This is a genomic window from Curtobacterium flaccumfaciens (genome assembly GCF_013359815.1).
GTDB lineage: Bacteria > Actinomycetota > Actinomycetes > Actinomycetales > Microbacteriaceae > Curtobacterium > Curtobacterium flaccumfaciens.
In genome coordinates this window covers 205099-219542 of sequence record NZ_JABMCF010000039.1, presented here as the reverse complement: position 1 = coordinate 219542, position 14444 = coordinate 205099, and the positions used below count along the sequence as shown (strand labels likewise).

Annotated in this window: 15 protein-coding genes; 7 read left to right on the top strand and 8 right to left on the bottom strand. The window is 72.4% G+C overall.

Translation table 11 applies throughout. The features are described 5' to 3' along the window. Window positions 1–214: 214 nt before the first annotated feature. The 3 genes from HP445_RS12610 to hemL are packed head-to-tail and all read left to right on the top strand — an operon-like array spanning window position 215 to window position 3176. Window positions 215–796, top strand: coding sequence for a uroporphyrinogen-III synthase (locus HP445_RS12610; RefSeq protein ID WP_258370482.1), 582 nt, complete (start codon window positions 215–217; stop codon window positions 794–796). Next, on the top strand, window positions 793–1848 hold the full coding sequence (gene hemB / locus HP445_RS12605) for a porphobilinogen synthase (RefSeq protein WP_258372698.1): 1056 nt from the start codon (window positions 793–795) through the stop codon (window positions 1846–1848). The genes HP445_RS12610 and hemB overlap by 4 nt, the downstream gene beginning before the upstream one ends. Then, complete coding sequence (gene hemL, locus HP445_RS12600) at window positions 1845–3176, top strand: glutamate-1-semialdehyde 2,1-aminomutase (RefSeq protein ID WP_128780273.1); 1332 nt, start codon at window positions 1845–1847, stop codon at window positions 3174–3176. The genes hemB and hemL overlap by 4 nt, the downstream gene beginning before the upstream one ends. 48 nt (window positions 3177–3224) lie before the next feature. Here the strand turns inward: hemL and HP445_RS12595 are convergent, their stop codons facing one another. The 6 genes from HP445_RS12595 to HP445_RS12570 all read right to left on the bottom strand — a co-directional run bounded on the left by HP445_RS12595 (window position 3225) and on the right by HP445_RS12570 (window position 9292). Further along, window positions 3225–3851 carry a hypothetical protein gene (locus tag HP445_RS12595; RefSeq protein ID WP_128780272.1) on the bottom strand — a complete coding sequence of 209 codons (627 nt, stop codon included), beginning with the start codon at window positions 3849–3851 and terminating at the stop codon, window positions 3225–3227. 99 nt (window positions 3852–3950) lie between these two features. Then, the gene (locus HP445_RS12590; RefSeq protein ID WP_128780271.1) at window positions 3951–4748 is read right to left on the bottom strand and encodes an ABC transporter ATP-binding protein; all 798 of its coding nucleotides are present in this window, start codon (window positions 4746–4748) and stop codon (window positions 3951–3953) included. Beyond that, window positions 4745–6067 carry a hypothetical protein gene (locus HP445_RS12585; protein WP_128780270.1) on the bottom strand — a complete coding sequence of 441 codons (1323 nt, stop codon included), beginning with the start codon at window positions 6065–6067 and terminating at the stop codon, window positions 4745–4747. Before HP445_RS12585 ends, HP445_RS12590 begins: the two co-directional genes overlap by 4 nt. A 3-nt stretch (window positions 6068–6070) precedes the next feature. Then, the gene (locus HP445_RS12580; RefSeq protein WP_111040019.1) at window positions 6071–6739 is read right to left on the bottom strand and encodes a GntR family transcriptional regulator; all 669 of its coding nucleotides are present in this window, start codon (window positions 6737–6739) and stop codon (window positions 6071–6073) included. 92 nt (window positions 6740–6831) lie between these two features. Beyond that, on the bottom strand, window positions 6832–7809 hold the full coding sequence (locus HP445_RS12575) for an MDR family oxidoreductase (RefSeq protein WP_128780269.1): 978 nt from the start codon (window positions 7807–7809) through the stop codon (window positions 6832–6834). A gap of 454 nt (window positions 7810–8263) precedes the next feature. Then, entirely contained in the window at window positions 8264–9292 is a 1029-nt protein-coding gene (locus HP445_RS12570; RefSeq protein ID WP_111022389.1) for a 6-phosphofructokinase, read from the bottom strand. A gap of 73 nt (window positions 9293–9365) precedes the next feature. Here HP445_RS12570 and HP445_RS12565 point away from each other — a divergent pair, with 73 nt between their 5' ends. Beyond that, a complete protein-coding gene (locus HP445_RS12565; RefSeq protein ID WP_128780268.1) occupies window positions 9366–10331 on the top strand; it encodes a DNA-3-methyladenine glycosylase family protein in 966 nt (321 codons plus the stop codon). Between the two features lie 105 nt (window positions 10332–10436). Here HP445_RS12565 and HP445_RS12560 read toward each other — a convergent pair whose 3' ends face one another. Further along, entirely contained in the window at window positions 10437–11294 is an 858-nt protein-coding gene (locus HP445_RS12560) for an NAD-dependent epimerase/dehydratase family protein (protein ID WP_128780267.1), read from the bottom strand. A 72-nt stretch (window positions 11295–11366) separates the two neighbouring features. Between HP445_RS12560 and HP445_RS12555 the strand changes: the two genes are divergently transcribed. From HP445_RS12555 to HP445_RS12545, 3 genes are all read left to right on the top strand, one after another. Further along, the gene (locus tag HP445_RS12555; RefSeq protein WP_128780266.1) at window positions 11367–11699 is read left to right on the top strand and encodes a hypothetical protein; all 333 of its coding nucleotides are present in this window, start codon (window positions 11367–11369) and stop codon (window positions 11697–11699) included. Between the two features lie 52 nt (window positions 11700–11751). Then, window positions 11752–13116 (top strand): hypothetical protein, encoded by a 1365-nt coding sequence (locus tag HP445_RS12550; RefSeq protein ID WP_128780265.1) that lies wholly within the window; start codon window positions 11752–11754, stop codon window positions 13114–13116. Window positions 13117–13182: 66 nt separating this feature from the next. Beyond that, window positions 13183–13710, top strand: a complete 528-nt coding sequence (locus tag HP445_RS12545) for an AAA family ATPase (protein ID WP_128780264.1) — start codon at window positions 13183–13185, stop codon at window positions 13708–13710. Here HP445_RS12545 and HP445_RS12540 read toward each other — a convergent pair. Continuing rightward, window positions 13699–14370, bottom strand: coding sequence for an HAD family hydrolase (locus tag HP445_RS12540; RefSeq protein WP_128780263.1), 672 nt, complete (start codon window positions 14368–14370; stop codon window positions 13699–13701). The genes HP445_RS12545 and HP445_RS12540 overlap by 12 nt on opposite strands. Window positions 14371–14444: the final 74 nt, after the last annotated feature.

Below are 14444 nucleotides of genomic sequence, written 5' to 3'. Positions count from 1 at the left end.
ACCCCCGGTCGTCCTCGTCCCGCGTGGCGGTGCGTGGGGGGACCGGGTCGCCGCAGAGGCGCGGGCCCGTGGGCTCGCCCCCGTCGTCGTCCCCCTCATCACGGACGCTCCGCCGTCCGACCCCGCCGCGCTCGACGCTGCGGTCCGCCGCCTGGTCGCCTCCGGAGCGGCCGGGAGGCCCGGATCACCGCGTTCCGTCGGCGACCGGACCCCTGTGGCTGGTTACGCATGGGTTGTGGTGACCAGTGCGACGGCCGTGACGGTCCTGTCGGAACGCGTGGCGGGCCTCCCGGCCGGGGTGCGCGTCGCCGCGGTCGGCGAGCCGACCGCCCGTGCCGCGCGCGCTGCGGGCTGGGTCGTCGACCTGGTGCCGGACGAGACGTCCGCGGCCGGCCTGGTGCAGGAGTTACCGGACACCGACGGCACCGTGCTGTTCCCCCGCTCCGAGATCGCAGCACCCACGCTCGTCGACGGCCTCCGTGCCCGCGGCATCGACGTGGACGACGTGGTCGCGTACCGTACCGTGGGGACCGGCGACGAGCCGATCACCCTCGAGACGGCGCCCGCTGCGGTGCTCGTGACGAGCGGCAGCGTCGCCCGCGAGATCGCCCGCCGGATGACCCCGCTCGACCCCCGCACCATCGTGGCCTGCATCGGCCCCGGGACCGCGACCGACGCCCGTGCGGCCGGACTGCCCGTGCACGCCGTCGGACGCACACGGTCCGCAGAAGCCCTGCTCGACGCCGTCGTCGAGGCACTGAACCCAACCACCCCCCACCAGGAAGGTCACCCGTGACTGGACGCTTCCCCCAGGTCCGCCCCCGTCGGCTCCGCGCCACCCCCGCGATGCGACGACTCGTGGCCGAGACCCGGCTCCACCCCGCCGAGCTCGTGCTGCCGATGTTCATCCGCGAAGGCGCGACCGACGCCGTGGACATCTCGAGCATGCCGGGCGTGCAGCAGCACTCCCTCGACTCGTTCCGCCGCGCGCTCGTCGACGCCGCGTCGGTCGGTGTGGGTGGCGTGAACCTCTTCGGCGTCCCGACCACGAAGGACGCCGAGGGTTCCGGCGCGACCGACCCGGACGGCATCCTCAACGTGGCGATCCGCGTCGCTCGCGAAGAGGTGGGGGATGCCCTCGTGGTGCAGTCCGACCTGTGCCTCGACGAGTTCACCGACCACGGACACTGCGGTGTGCTGGCCGCCGACGGCTCCGTCGACAACGACGCCACCCTGCTGCGCTACCGCGACATGGCGGTGGCGCAGGCCGAGGCCGGTGCCGAGCTCGTCTGCATGAGCGGCATGATGGACGGCCAGATCGCCGCCGCACGTGACGCCCTCGACGGTGCCGGACACAGCGGCACCGCGCTGCTCGCCTACGCCGCGAAGTACGCCTCGGCGTTCTACGGCCCCTTCCGCGAGGCCGTGTCGTCGTCGCTCGTCGGTGACCGCCGGACGTACCAGATCGACGCCGCGAACGGTCGACAGGGCCTCCGCGAGGTCGAGCTCGACGTCGACGAGGGCGCCGACATCGTGATGGTGAAGCCCGCGATGAGCTACCTCGACGTGCTCGCCGAGACCGCTGCGACCTCGCCTGTGCCGGTCTGGGCGTACCAGATCTCGGGCGAGTACGCGATGATCACCGCAGCAGCGCAGAACGGCTGGATCGACCGCGACGCCGCCGCGATGGAGTCGCTCGTCGGCATCAAGCGCGCCGGTGCCGACGCGATCCTGACCTACTTCGCCGTCGACATCGCGCGGAAGCTCAACGAGGAAGCGGGCCTCCGCACCTCGGGCAGCACCGCGGACGTCGCCGGCATCGCCTCGACCGGGAAGGCCCCCGAATGACCACGAACGACCAGCTCTTCGGCCGTGCCAAGAACGCGATCCCGGGTGGCGTGAACTCCCCGGTCCGCGCCTACGGGTCGGTCGGCGGCACCCCGCGGTTCCTGGTGTCCGCGAAGGGCGCCTACGTCACCGACGCCGAGGGTCGCGAGTACGTCGACCTCGTCGCGTCGTGGGGCCCCGCGATCCTCGGGCACGCCCACCCCGGCACGGTCGAGGCCGTGCAGCAGGCCGCCGCGCGCGGACTGTCGTTCGGGGCGTCGACCCCGGGTGAGACCGAGCTGGCCGAACTCGTGAAGCAGCGGGTGTCGGTGGACGGCGACGGCCCCATCGAGAAGCTCCGCATGGTGTCGACCGGCACCGAGGCCACGATGACCGCGATCCGGCTGGCCCGCGGCTACACCGGTCGCGACCTGCTCGTGAAGTTCGCCGGGCACTACCACGGGCACTCGGACTCCCTGCTGGCCGAGGCCGGCTCGGGCGTCGCGACCCTAGCCATGCCGGGCAGCGCGGGCATCACCGCCGAGACCGCCGCGCAGACCCTCGTGCTGCCGTACAACGACCTCGACGCCGTCCGCCGGGCCTTCGACGAGCACTCCGAGCGCATCGCCGCGGTCATCGTCGAGTCGGCCGCCGCGAACATGGGCGTCCTGGCACCCGAGCGCGGCTTCAACCGCGCACTGGCGCAGATCACCCGGTCGCACGGGGCGCTGCTCATCGTCGACGAGGTCCTGACCGGGTTCCGCGTCGGTGCTGCCGGGTGGTGGGGCCTCGAGGCGTCGAAGGTCGTGCCGGACGGCGCCGGGTGGAAGCCCGACCTCATCACGTTCGGCAAGGTCATCGGTGGCGGTATGCCGCTCGCCGCACTCGGCGGTCGGCGGGAGGTCATGGACTTCCTCGCCCCGCTCGGGCCGGTGTACCAGGCGGGCACCCTGTCGGGGAACCCGTTGGCCGTCGCCGCCGGCATCGCCACGCTGCGTGCCGCGACGCCGTCCGTGTACGAGTCGCTCAACCGCACCGCTGCCGTCATCTCCGCGGCCACGTCGGACGCCCTGTCGGCCGAGGGCGTCGTTCACACCGTGCAGCGCGCCGGCAACCTGTTCTCGTTCGCGTTCACCGAGCAGGCACCGCGGAACTACGACGACGTGCGGGCGCAGGACGTGTTCCGCTACGCGCCGTTCTTCCACGCGATGCTCGACGCCGGGGTGACCCTGCCGCCGAGCGTCTTCGAGGCGTGGTTCGTCACGGCCGCGCACGATGACCGCGCCGTCGGACGGATCCTCGACGCCCTGCCCGCGGCCGCGAAGGCTGCTGCCGCCGCGACCGTGTGACGGGCGCGGGGGCTGCTGCCGCCGCGCCCGCGTGACGGGCGTCGGGGCTCAGGAGCAGTCAGCCTTCGTGAAGGTCGTGTCGACGGTCTTCGACGAGCCCTCGAACTTGTACGTATACCGCATGTCGACGTCCTCGTCGAGGAGCTTCTTCGTCTCGCTGTTCGAGCAGAGGTTCGGCCCGACGGCGTCGCGGATGGCCCCCTCGGTGATCGAGGCCGGATCGACGTTCGACGACACCGTGTAGTCGTAGTGGATCGCGGCCCCCTCGGCCTCGATCCCGGTCCACGTCGTGACGGAGTCGACCTGCTTGGGCAGGTCGCTCTGCTCGCGGATCTGCTCGACGGCCTTCGAGACCTTCTCTTCGGTGGAGTCGCTGAAGGCTGCGTTGAGGCCCTGGCGGACGAGGAAGGCCACCACCACAGCGACGACGACGCCGAGCACCGAGATCAGGACGCGCTTGCCGCGGGAGGACGACGACTTGGGCGGGGGTGCGTAGGGAGCGGCTCCGGCGGGAGCGGCCTGGGCGTACGGCTGGCCGGCGGGCTGCTGCTGCTGCGCGTAGGGCTGGCCGGCGGGCTGCTGCGGGTACTGCTGGCCGTTCGGCTGGCCGGCGTTCGGCTGCCCGTCGTTCGGCTGCGGCTCGGACCCCGGGTAGGGCGGCGGCGTGTTCGTCATGGTTCCCCCTGGTGACGGTCCGCGGCGTGACACCGTGGTGCGGTGCCGGGTCCCTCCCCGACACGGGCCGCGGACACTGAACGGCCATTCAAGCACGCGTCAGGCGGATCGGCGTGCCGCCCAGCGCCCCTCTGCCCGCAGGATCGCGAGCGGGAAGTCGAACGCGTGCGACACCGCCGACGACGTGATGACCTCGTCCGAGGTGCCCTGGGCCACGACGGCACCGTCGCGGAGCAGCATCGCGTGCGACGTCGAGGCCGGCAGGTCCTCCAGGTGGTGGGTCACCATGACGCTGCCCAGCTCGGGGTGCCGGTGCCGCAGCGCGTCGACGGTCTCGAGCAGGTGCTCCCGTGCGGCGACGTCGAGGCCGGTCGCCGGTTCGTCGAGCAGCAGCAGCTGGGGTTCGGACATCAGGGCGCGGGCGATGAGGGCGCGTCCCCGCTCACCCTGCGACAGCACGGGCCAGCGGGCGTCCCGTCGTGCGGTGAGTCCGACGTCGGCGATGTGCTGCTCGGCCAGCGCGACCTGCTCGGCCGAGGGCTCCCATCGCATCATGAGGTCCGTCGTGCCGGTCAGTCCGGTGAGCACCGTCTCGAGCACCGTGAGCGGCGAGAGCATCCGGTGCCGGGGGTCGACGTGGCCGATGTGCTCCCGGAGTTCGCGGACGTCGACGCGTCCGAGCCGGCGGCCGAGGACCTCGACCGTGCCGGCGGTGGGGTGGCCGGTCGCGCCGAGGACGGCCAGCAGCGTGGACTTGCCAGCGCCGTTCGGACCGAGCAGCGCCCAGTGCTCCCCGCGCCGGACGGTCAGGTCGACGTCGTGCAGCAGGTCGCGGCCGGAGCGCGTGACGCGGACCCCGGTGGCGTGGATCAGGACGTCGTCGCGCGCGTCGGTCATGACCCCATCGTGCCCCACCGCGCCGTGACGTCCTCCACGTGCGCCCGTGCGACGTCGACGAACCGGCGTGCCGCGGCCCGGCCGGCACCGACGTCTCCGCTGCCGGCCGCTGTGTCGAGTGCCAGCCAGAGCGCTTCTGCGTCCCACTGCCGGAACGCCGGAGCCTCGGGCAGCGCGTAGGCGAGTCGGGCCATCGTGAGGCGGAGGGCCTCACGCGTCCAGCGGTTGCCGGACTGCTCGGACAGGAACCGGGTGACGGCGAACGCGCTCTCGGTGTACCGGTGGTCGCGCACCTGGCCGTCCGCGCGTGCTCGTTCCACCAGTCGCCGGAACTCGTCGAGCTCGGGTCCGTGGAGCCCGGGCAGCACGTGGACGGTCGCGTGGGCGAAGACCCCGGCGAGCAGTTCCATCGTGTCCCGCCAGGTCGCGAGCGACGGTTCCACGACGCGGTACCGATCTCCGTCGCTCTCGACCAGGCCCAGGTCGTGCAGCCATCGGACAGCCTCGAGGACCGCCTGGATCGGGGCTCCGGTCCGGACCACCAGGCCCTCGAACGAGTGCGTCGACCCGATGGGCAACGCTCCCGAGCGGAGGTCGCGGAGCAGCGCACGGTGCACCGCACCCGCACGCCGGTCGGTGGCGTCTGCGGCCGGCCGAGCCGTCCGGGGGATCCCGATGTTCCTCCGGTGGACCTCGAACAGGCCGTCGATGACCTCGGCCGCGACGGTCGCCACGGCAGGGTCGCCGGTGTCCGCCGCTCGGGTGATCGCAGCGAACCAGGGTTGGACTTCGTGGACCGACCACGGTCTCGTCGGGACGCGCGACCACCGCATCCGTTCGAACGCCCGCAGCCCCAGGTCGCGCACGAGGGTGTTCGGGGAGTGCTCGAACCAGAACTGGCAGGTGGCCGAGAACACCGTCGGGTACTCCGTCAGGCGCAGCGCGGCGGCGGTGCGGGCCTGCGCGGTCCGGCGGTCGAGCTCGGCACGCAGCTCCGGGGAGAGGGCCGGGATGGTGGCTCGGATGGCCGGGCCGACGAGCGCGACCCAGAAGTCCAGCGCGTCGGACAGGTCGGCGTCGGAGAGCTCCTCGTACTGCCACGTGCCGTCCGGCTGGTGGACCAGGATGCCGAGGTCCTCGAGCCGGGCCGCCGCCGATCGGACGTCACCGAGCGAAGCACTCCACTCCCAGCTCAGTGCGTCGAGGTCGACGGACACCGGTCCGCGGGGGCCGGTCCGGAGGTGGGCGAGCAGGGACGCGTACGCGTCGTCGTGCACGGCCGCCCAGGGGTCGGCGTCACCCCACTCGCCGACGCCCATGGGTCAGCCGCGGTCGGCGCGGACCGCCTCGATGTGCTGTTCGAAGTTGCGGGTGAGGGCGCGTCCGGCCTCGGCAGCGCCTTCGCCGTCGCGCTCGGTGAGTGCTTCGCGCAGGATCGAGAAGAACGCTTCGGACCCGTACTGCTCGAACGCAGGTGTGGGGTTGAGCGTGAAGCGGACCCGCTCCATGGCACCGACCGCGGCGTTCTGCACCAGCGGGTTGCCGGAGTGCTCGACCGCGAACTCGATGATCTCGTTGAGGGCGCCGCTGAAGCCGTAGTCCCGCACCTTGCGCATGCGGTCGGCCTTGTCGAGCAGTGTGCTGAGGGCCTCGACGTCCTCGTCGCTGTACTCGGGGACGCCCCAGCGCAGGCTGAGCTCGAAGAACCCGGCGGTCGCGCGGGTCGCGGTGACCCAGTCCTCGAAGGTCGGGGTGGCGACGCGGGTGTACCGGTTCGCCTCCATCTCGACCAGGCCGATGTCGACGAGCTTCGCGATCGCCTCGCGGATCGGGGTGCGACTCACACCCAGCCACTGGACCAGCTCGTCGTCGTTCAAGCGCTCGCCGTGCTGCAGCGTGCCGTCGCGGAGGGCCGCGAGCATCTTGTCGTACACGACGTCGCGCAGGAGCTTCCGGGGAGAGCTCTCCACGGTGGACTTGGGGACCGGCATGTCATCTCCTCGAGGACGAAATCGACACTCGAAATCCTAGCGTGCCAATATGCAAACGTTTGCTAAATGAATCGCCCGGAAAGCACGCCGGATCAGCCCGTGACGGCGACGACCGTTCGTCCGTGCACCCGTCCCGCGACGACCTCGGCCCCCACCGCGATGGCCTGCTCGGGCGTCACCGTGCGGGTGACGTCGGCCAGGAGCGCCGCGTCGAGGTCGGTCGCCAGGCGGTCCCACGCCCGACGACGGAGCTCGAGCGGGGCGTCGACGGAGTTGATCCCGAGCAGCGACACCGACCGCAGGATGAACGGCAGCACGGTCGTCGGCAGTGCGGAGTCCTGCGCCAGCCCGCACGCCGTGACGGCGCCACCCCACCGGGTCGAGGCCAGGACGTTCGCCAGCGTGGCCCCGCCGACGCTGTCCACCGCTCCGGCCCAGGTGGCACGCTGCATCGGCTTGCCCGGCTCGGACAGGGTGCCGCGGTCGACCACCTCGGTGGCCCCGAGCCGGCGGAGCGAGTCGGTGTTGGCCGCACGACCGGTCGACGCCGTGACCTGGTACCCGCGGGCCGCGAGGAGTGCGATCGCCACGGTGCCGACCCCGCCGGATGCCCAGGTCACCAGCACCGGCCCGTCGTCCGGCGCGACGAAGCGCTCCAACGCCAGCACACTGAGCATCGCCGTGAACCCCGCGGTGCCGATGGCCGCCGCGAACGAGTCGTCGATCGCCTCGGGCAGCACGACGAGCGACCCGGACGGCACCACGGCCTGCGTTGCCCAGCCGCCGTGCCGGGTCTCACCCAGGCCGGCGCCGTTCAGCACCACCCGGTCACCGATCGCGACCTCGTGCACGCCCGGTCCGAGCCCCGAAACCGTGCCGACGACGTCGATCCCGGGCACCAGTGGGTCGAGCCGGGCGACGCCGGGGTTCCGCGCGAGGGCCAGGCCGTCCTTGTAGTTGACGCTCGAGTACGTGACGTCGACGAGGGCCTCGCCCTCGGCCGGATCCGGAAGGTCGACGTCGGTGACGGTGGGCGGGGCTGTACTGGACACGAGGACGGCGCGGGTCATGCGCCGGACGCTACCCCGGGCCTCCCGGCCGTCGGTCCGTTCTTTCCCAGAACGCGCGCGATCCCTGGTGGATTCGGGCGTACCGGGGCGGAACAACCGACCAGGTACGCCCGATTCGACCAGGTACGCCCGATTCGACCAGGTACGCCCGATTCGACCAGGCGCAGACTCGGCGGGCGCCTCGGCCTGCCCGTTCTTTCCCAGAACGTGCGCGATCCCTGGTGGATTCGGGCGTACCGGGGCAGAACAACCGACCAGGTACGCCCGATTCGACCAGGTACGCCCGATTCGACCCGGCGCAGAGTCGGCGGGCTCGGCCGTCGGTCCGTTCTTTCCCAGAACGCGTGCGATGCCTGGTGGATTCGGGCGTACTGGGTCAGAAGAACCGACCAGGTACGCCCGATTCGACCAGGTACGCCCGAAACAGCCGAGCCGCCCCAGCCGCACAGCCCACTCAGCCGAACATGATGGCGGCCTCGTCGAAGCGCGCCTGCGGCACCGTCTTGAGCTCCCCGAGCGCCTCCTCGAACGAGACGTGCTCGATCTCGGTGCCACGGAGCGCCACCATCCGGCCCCAGCGCTCCTCGACCACGGAGTCGATCGCCGCCAGCCCGAGCCGGGTCGAGAGCACCCGGTCGTACGCGGTCGGCGTGCCACCGCGCTGGATGTGCCCCAGGGTCGTGGCCCGCGTCTCGATGCCCGTCATCTCCTCGATGAGCGGCGCGAGGCGCTCGCCGATGCCACCGAGCCGCGGGCGCCCGAAGGCGTCGAGCCCGCGCTCCGTGTGCGCCGTGTCCTCGTGGTCGGGGACGAAGCCCTCGGCCACGACCACGAGCGGTGCGCGACCGCGGTCGTACGCGGCCCGCACCCACTTCGCGATCTGTTCCATGCTCGTCTTCTGCTCGGGGATGAGGATCGCGTGCGCGCCCGCGGCCATGCCGGAGTGCAGCGCGATCCAGCCCACGTGCCGGCCCATCACCTCGGCGACCATGCAGCGCGAGTGCGACTCACCGGTGGTGCGGAGGCGGTCCATCGCCTCGGTCGCGATGGCGACGGCGGTGTCGAAGCCGAACGTGTAGTCGGTCGCGCCCAGGTCGTTGTCGACCGTCTTCGGCACGCCCACGATCTGCAGGCCGGCGTCGGTCAGGCGCTTCGCGGCGGCGAGGGTGCCCTCGCCGCCGATCGCGACGATGGCGTCGATGCCGTGCCGCTGCAGGGTCGCGGAGATGTTCTCGACCCCGCCGTTGGGGCCCTCGAACGGGTTCGTGCGGCTGGTGCCGAGGATCGTGCCGCCCTGCTTCGCGATGCCCTGGATGTCCTTGCGGCCGAGCGGGACGATGTCGCCGTCGACCACCCCGCGCCACCCGTCGCGGAAGCCGACGAAGTCGTGTCCGTAGATGGCGATGCCCTTCAGGACGATCGCGCGGATGACCGCGTTCAGGCCGGGGCAGTCGCCTCCGGAGGTGAGGATGCCGATGCGCATGGGAACTCCGTCGTCGGGTGGTGGGGATCAGTGCCCATCATGACTGACGGTGGTTCCGCATTACCATCCCCGTGTGTCCCTGCTCGCTTCCGCCGCCGTCGACGCCGCTGGGGCGTCCGGCGACGCGTCTCGCGTCGACACGGTGTACCGGCCTGGAGGCGCGGTGGACGTCGCGTCGACCCTGCGGCCCCTGCAGCGCGGCTCCGGCGACCCGGCCTTCCAGGTGGTCGGCGGTGTCGTGTGGCTCGCGCTGCGCACGCCCTCCGGTCCCGCTTCCGTGGCGATCCGGCGGGCCGGCGACACCATCGCGGTGTCGGCGTGGGGGAGCGGTGCGTCGTGGGCGGTTTCCCACGCTCCGGAGATGCTCGGTCGCGGCGACGACTGGTCGTCGTTCGACGTCTCCGGCAACGAGTTCCTCGCCGCGGCACGACACCGGCAGCCCGGGCTCCGGCTGCTCCGCACGAACACCGTCGTCGCGATGCTCGTCCCGGCGATCATGGAGCAGAAGGTGACCTCGCGCCAGGCGTGGGGCGCGTGGCGGTACCTGCTCCGTCGGCACGGCACCCCGGCGCCCGGTCCGACACCCGCGGGCATGATGGTGCCGCCGGACGCTCCGACGTGGGCACGGATCCCGAGCTGGGAGTGGCACCGGGCGGGCATCGAACCGGGGCGCTCGGCCACCGTGATGCGCGCCGTGAAGCTCGCGCCGGCACTCGAACGGACCCTGGCGCACGGGCGCGGCGGCGAGGTCGTCTCCACGAAGCTGCAGTCGATCCCCGGGGTCGGGCGGTGGACCGCCGCCGAGACCGCGCAGCGCTCCCACGGCGACCCGGACTCGCCGAGCGTGGGGGACTTCCACGTGCCGGCGCTCGTCGGGTGGGCGCTCACCGGCGCCCCCGTGGACGACGACGGGATGCTCGAGCTGCTCGAGCCCTGGCGTGGGCACCGGGAGCGGGTCGTGCGGTTGATCGGTGGCTCCGGGTTCCGGAAGCCCGCGTTCGGACCGCGGATCACGATCCAGGACCACCGCGGCCACTGAGCGCGTCTGTCGCGTGGGTGTGTGGGTCCGCAAAACACCGGTGTTCGCGCATTGCACACCGGCACGTAGGTGTTCGGAGTGCGAACACCGGTGTCTCGCGGGGCGTCAGGGGTGGCGGGTGCCCTCGCCGGCCAGCACGGCGCGGTAGCCCTCGCGGAACGTCGGGTACTGGGGTGTCCATCCCGTCGACCGGAGCAACGCGTTCGACAGACGCTTGTCGCCGCCGGCCTGCCGCGCGTCACCGTCGCCCGTCGACGGCTCGGCGACGTGGAGTTCCTCGGCCAGGAACCGCAGCACGTCGTCCAGCCGGCTCGGCTCGTCGTCCGTCCCCAGGTAGAGCGGTGCCGGGTCGGGCAGGGCCGCCAGGTGCACGAGCGCTGCTGCAGCGTCGTCGCGGTGGATGCGGTTCGTGTGCGGTGAGGTCCCCGGCGCCAGCCGTGCGGACCCGGACCGGACCTGGTCGATGAGCCGCTCGCGGCCCGGACCGTAGACGCCCGACAGCCGGACCAGCACGGCGCCGGGAGCGCGCTCGCGCAGCAGGACCTCGGCCTCGACCAGGACCTCGGCGGTCGGGGTCGCACCGCGCGCCGGGGTCTCCTCGGTGACCTCGCTGCCGTCCGAGACGTCGTAGACCGCGGTCGAGGACACGACGAGCACCCGCGGGTCGGCCTCCGAGGCGTCGATGCCGTCGAGCACGTTGCGCAGCCCGTCGACGTAGGTGGCGCGGTACTCGTCGACGTCGCGGCTGCCGGCGGCGAAGGCCACGACGACGACGCTCGTGTCGGCGGGGATCTCGGGGACCTCGTGGCGCAGGTCGACGCTCCGGCCGGTGATCGGCGCGGGGACCAGCTCGGCACGGCGGCGGAGTCCGATCACGCGGTGGCCCTGGTCGGCGAAGCGCAGGCCGGCTTCGGTCCCGAGGTCGCCGCATCCGGCGATGACGACTGTCGTGGAGTTCTGCACGGCTCGACCTTGGCACGGCCGGTTGGTGGTAGGCGGGGAAGCACGCACATCGCGGATCACTAGGGTCGGCGCATGGGGCGGCAGCGGCGACGGGTGGTGCGCGACGTGGCGATCGCCCTGCCCCCGGTCGTCGAGATCGTGCTCGTCGTCGCCGGCTCGATCGTCTCCGTCGGGGCCGTGGGGGAGAGCGCGGAGTCGTGGGCGCCGTTGTCGTGGCCGATGTACGCCGTCCTCGTGACGTTCCCGTTCGCGGTCGGCGCGCTCGTCGCGGCGGTGCGGCTCCGCGGACTCGAGGCCAGGACGCCGGCGATCTGCTTCGCTGCCCTGTCGGTGGCCGTGGGTGCCATCCCCTTCGTCGGGATGCTGAGCGTCTTCGTACAGTTCTGGAGCGTCTCGTCTAGATGAGAACGGTTATCGTCTAGACGACCGTCATCCGACACTGCACCCCAGGAGCCCCATGTCCGCTCGACCTCCACGTCTCCTCCCCGCCCTCGTCCTCGCGGGGCTCGTCCCCCTCGTCGCCACCGCGATCGCCGTCCCCGCGTCGGCTGCACCCGCCGTGACACGGACCGCCCACCACAGCTGGCTCGTCACGGCTGACCCGACGGCGAAGCGCGTGTACGTCAACGACGCCGTGACCGGTCGGCGGACCGCCACCCTGAGCGGGATCGAGTTCGGCACCCACGCGGGGTCCGTGCAGCTCGGCCACGGGCAGATCGCGTTCATGGACGAGTCGAAGCCGCAGCTCGACGTCCTCGCCATCGGCCCGCACGGCACGGCGCGCATCGCGCAGCACTACGCGATCCCGAACGCCGACCAGCGCTGGGAGCGTGCCGGCTGGCTGTCGACCGACACCGCACGCCGGCACCTGGCGGTCGGTTCCGACTTCGACGGCTCCGAGCGGCAGCGGGTCACGGTCATCGACCTGCGACGGAAAACGGAGCGCACCGCCCGGATCGACACCTCGGCCGTGCAGCTCGCCACGACGGGCAAGCGCGGCACCGAAGAGGTCGAGACGTTCCTGGTCGGCAGCCCCCTGCGCCTGGTCGTCACCGCGGGCGGACGCCTCGACGCCTACTCCGTCTCCGCGATCATGCGCGGCGCGACGCACCCGCGCCCCGTCGCGACCACGCCCCTCGGCGCGTACCCGCACGGCCCGATCGTCAACGCCACCGGGACGGTGATCGGCTCCGACCTGGCCGCCGGCGTGCAGACCGTGCGGGTGACGCGGACCGGCTTCACGGGCTCCCGGTCCGTCGCCTACCCGAAGCCGAGCGTGCAGAGCTACCGCCCCCGCATGGCGCCGGACGGGACGACCGTGGTCGGCACCCAGGCCGGCAGCACGGCTGCCGGTACCCCGTGGAACGCCGTCCCCGCATACCTGACCACCTCGTCCACGTCGTCCAGCCGGATCAGCAGCGTCGACCTCGGCACCGGGTCCTTCACCCGCGTCGCCGTCACCGCCCGGTTCGCCGCCGTCGCGCTGACGTCGGGCACCGGGGACTCGCTCGTCCTGGTGCGGAAGCAGGCCGACGGTGTCTACTCCGGCCGCACGACCTCGGTCGCGCTCACGCCGCTCCGCAAGGGCCCCGTCGCCGGACAGCCGGCCACCGGGGCGTCGGTGCGGTTCACCGCGGCGACCGACGACGGCCGCAGTGTGTTCGTGACGCGGGGCGATGAGGGGAAGATCACCCAGATCGACACCACCGGCACGAAGCCCTCCGTACTCCGCACCATCACGCTGCCCACGGCGCTCGCCGGGGGTGGGTACCTGACGACGGTCGACTCGACGATGGCCCCGTACGACCTCAGCGGTCGCTGACCGTTCGGTCGATCGACAACCAGCCGCCGACCGCCCCTCGGGGTGGTCGGCGGCTAGGGTCCTGGTGTGATCGTCTGGTTGAACGGAACCCACGGGGCGGGCAAGACCACGACGAGCCGACTGCTCCAGCCGCTGCTGCCCGGCTCGCGGATCCTCGATGCCGAGAAGGTCGGCGAGGTGCTGATGGACGTCACGCCGGGGCTGCCGGAGAGCGACAACTTCCAGCACTGGGACCCGTGGCGGCCGCTCGTGGTCGAGACCGCTCGCCGGGTGCACGACTACGTGGGCGGGCCGCTCATCATGCCGATGACGGTCCTGGTCGAGGCGTACTGGCGTGAGATCGCCGCGGGGCTCGCGGACCACGGCATCCCGGTCCGGCACTTCGTGCTGCACGTCGACGAGTCGACGCTCCGCGACCGGATCCAGAACGACCCGATCGTGGGGCCGTCCACGTTCCGGTTCGCGTACGTCGACGCCTACGCCGAGGCGGCGCGCGGCTGGCTGCACGACGAGGCCGAGGTCATCGACGCGACCGACGTGCCCGCCACCGAGGTCGCCCGGGCCGTCGCGGACGCGGTGACGTCAGCGCGCTGACAGCACGAGTGCGCGGAGACCAGGGTCCTCCGGCTGCGCGTGGTCGACCAGCACCGCCCGCATCCCGGCAGCCCGGGCACCGGCCACGTCGCGCTCGGGGTCGTCACCGACGAAGAGACAGTCCGTCGGGTCGAGGCCGAGCTGCCCCGCAAGGGTGTGGAACGCGCGGACGTCCGGCTTCTGGAACCCGATGCGTTCCGAGACGCAGACGACGTCGAACGCGTCGGCCAGGCCGGTCCGAGCGAGCTTGTCGAGCTGCTGGCTCTCCGTGCCGTTCGTCAAGAGACCGAGGCGGTGTCCGTTTGCGCGCAGCTCGTGCAGCAGCGGCAGGCTCTGGGGGAAGAGCCGCCAGGCCTCGCGGTACGCGAGCAGGTAGTCGTCGAACACCGCGTCCAGGCCGGCCTCGTCGCCGGGCGCCTCGATGCCCAGGTGCGGCAGGACCGTGCGGAGCCGTGCGCGTCGCTGTTCCTGGAAGCTGATCGCCCCGGACCGCCAGCGCTCGAACTGCTCGTCCTCCGCCGTGAACCAGGCGCCGATCGCTTCCTCGGTGGGCTCGACGCCGAAGCCCTGCAGGAACCGGGTCACGCCCACCCGAGCGGACCCGTGGTGGTCGAACAGCGTCCCGTCCAGGTCGAAGCAGATCGCTCGCGGAGTCGCCACGCGCCCAGGCTACGGCGCGTCCGGACCGCGCGACGGGCACCGAGCGGGACGGCTCTGTCCGCCGCACGCAGCCC

Coding starts and splice junctions, on each gene's coding strand:
- hemL (WP_128780273.1), top strand. CDS start 1,845: ATGACCACGAACGACCAGCTCTTCGGCCGTGCCAAGAACGCGATCCCG.
- HP445_RS12595 (WP_128780272.1), bottom strand. CDS start 3,851: ATGACGAACACGCCGCCGCCCTACCCGGGGTCCGAGCCGCAGCCGAAC.
- HP445_RS12590 (WP_128780271.1), bottom strand. CDS start 4,748: ATGACCGACGCGCGCGACGACGTCCTGATCCACGCCACCGGGGTCCGC.
- HP445_RS12585 (WP_128780270.1), bottom strand. CDS start 6,067: ATGGGCGTCGGCGAGTGGGGTGACGCCGACCCCTGGGCGGCCGTGCAC.
- HP445_RS12580 (WP_111040019.1), bottom strand. CDS start 6,739: ATGCCGGTCCCCAAGTCCACCGTGGAGAGCTCTCCCCGGAAGCTCCTG.
- HP445_RS12575 (WP_128780269.1), bottom strand. CDS start 7,809: ATGACCCGCGCCGTCCTCGTGTCCAGTACAGCCCCGCCCACCGTCACC.
- HP445_RS12570 (WP_111022389.1), bottom strand. CDS start 9,292: ATGCGCATCGGCATCCTCACCTCCGGAGGCGACTGCCCCGGCCTGAAC.
- HP445_RS12555 (WP_128780266.1), top strand. CDS start 11,367: ATGGGGCGGCAGCGGCGACGGGTGGTGCGCGACGTGGCGATCGCCCTG.
- HP445_RS12550 (WP_128780265.1), top strand. CDS start 11,752: ATGTCCGCTCGACCTCCACGTCTCCTCCCCGCCCTCGTCCTCGCGGGG.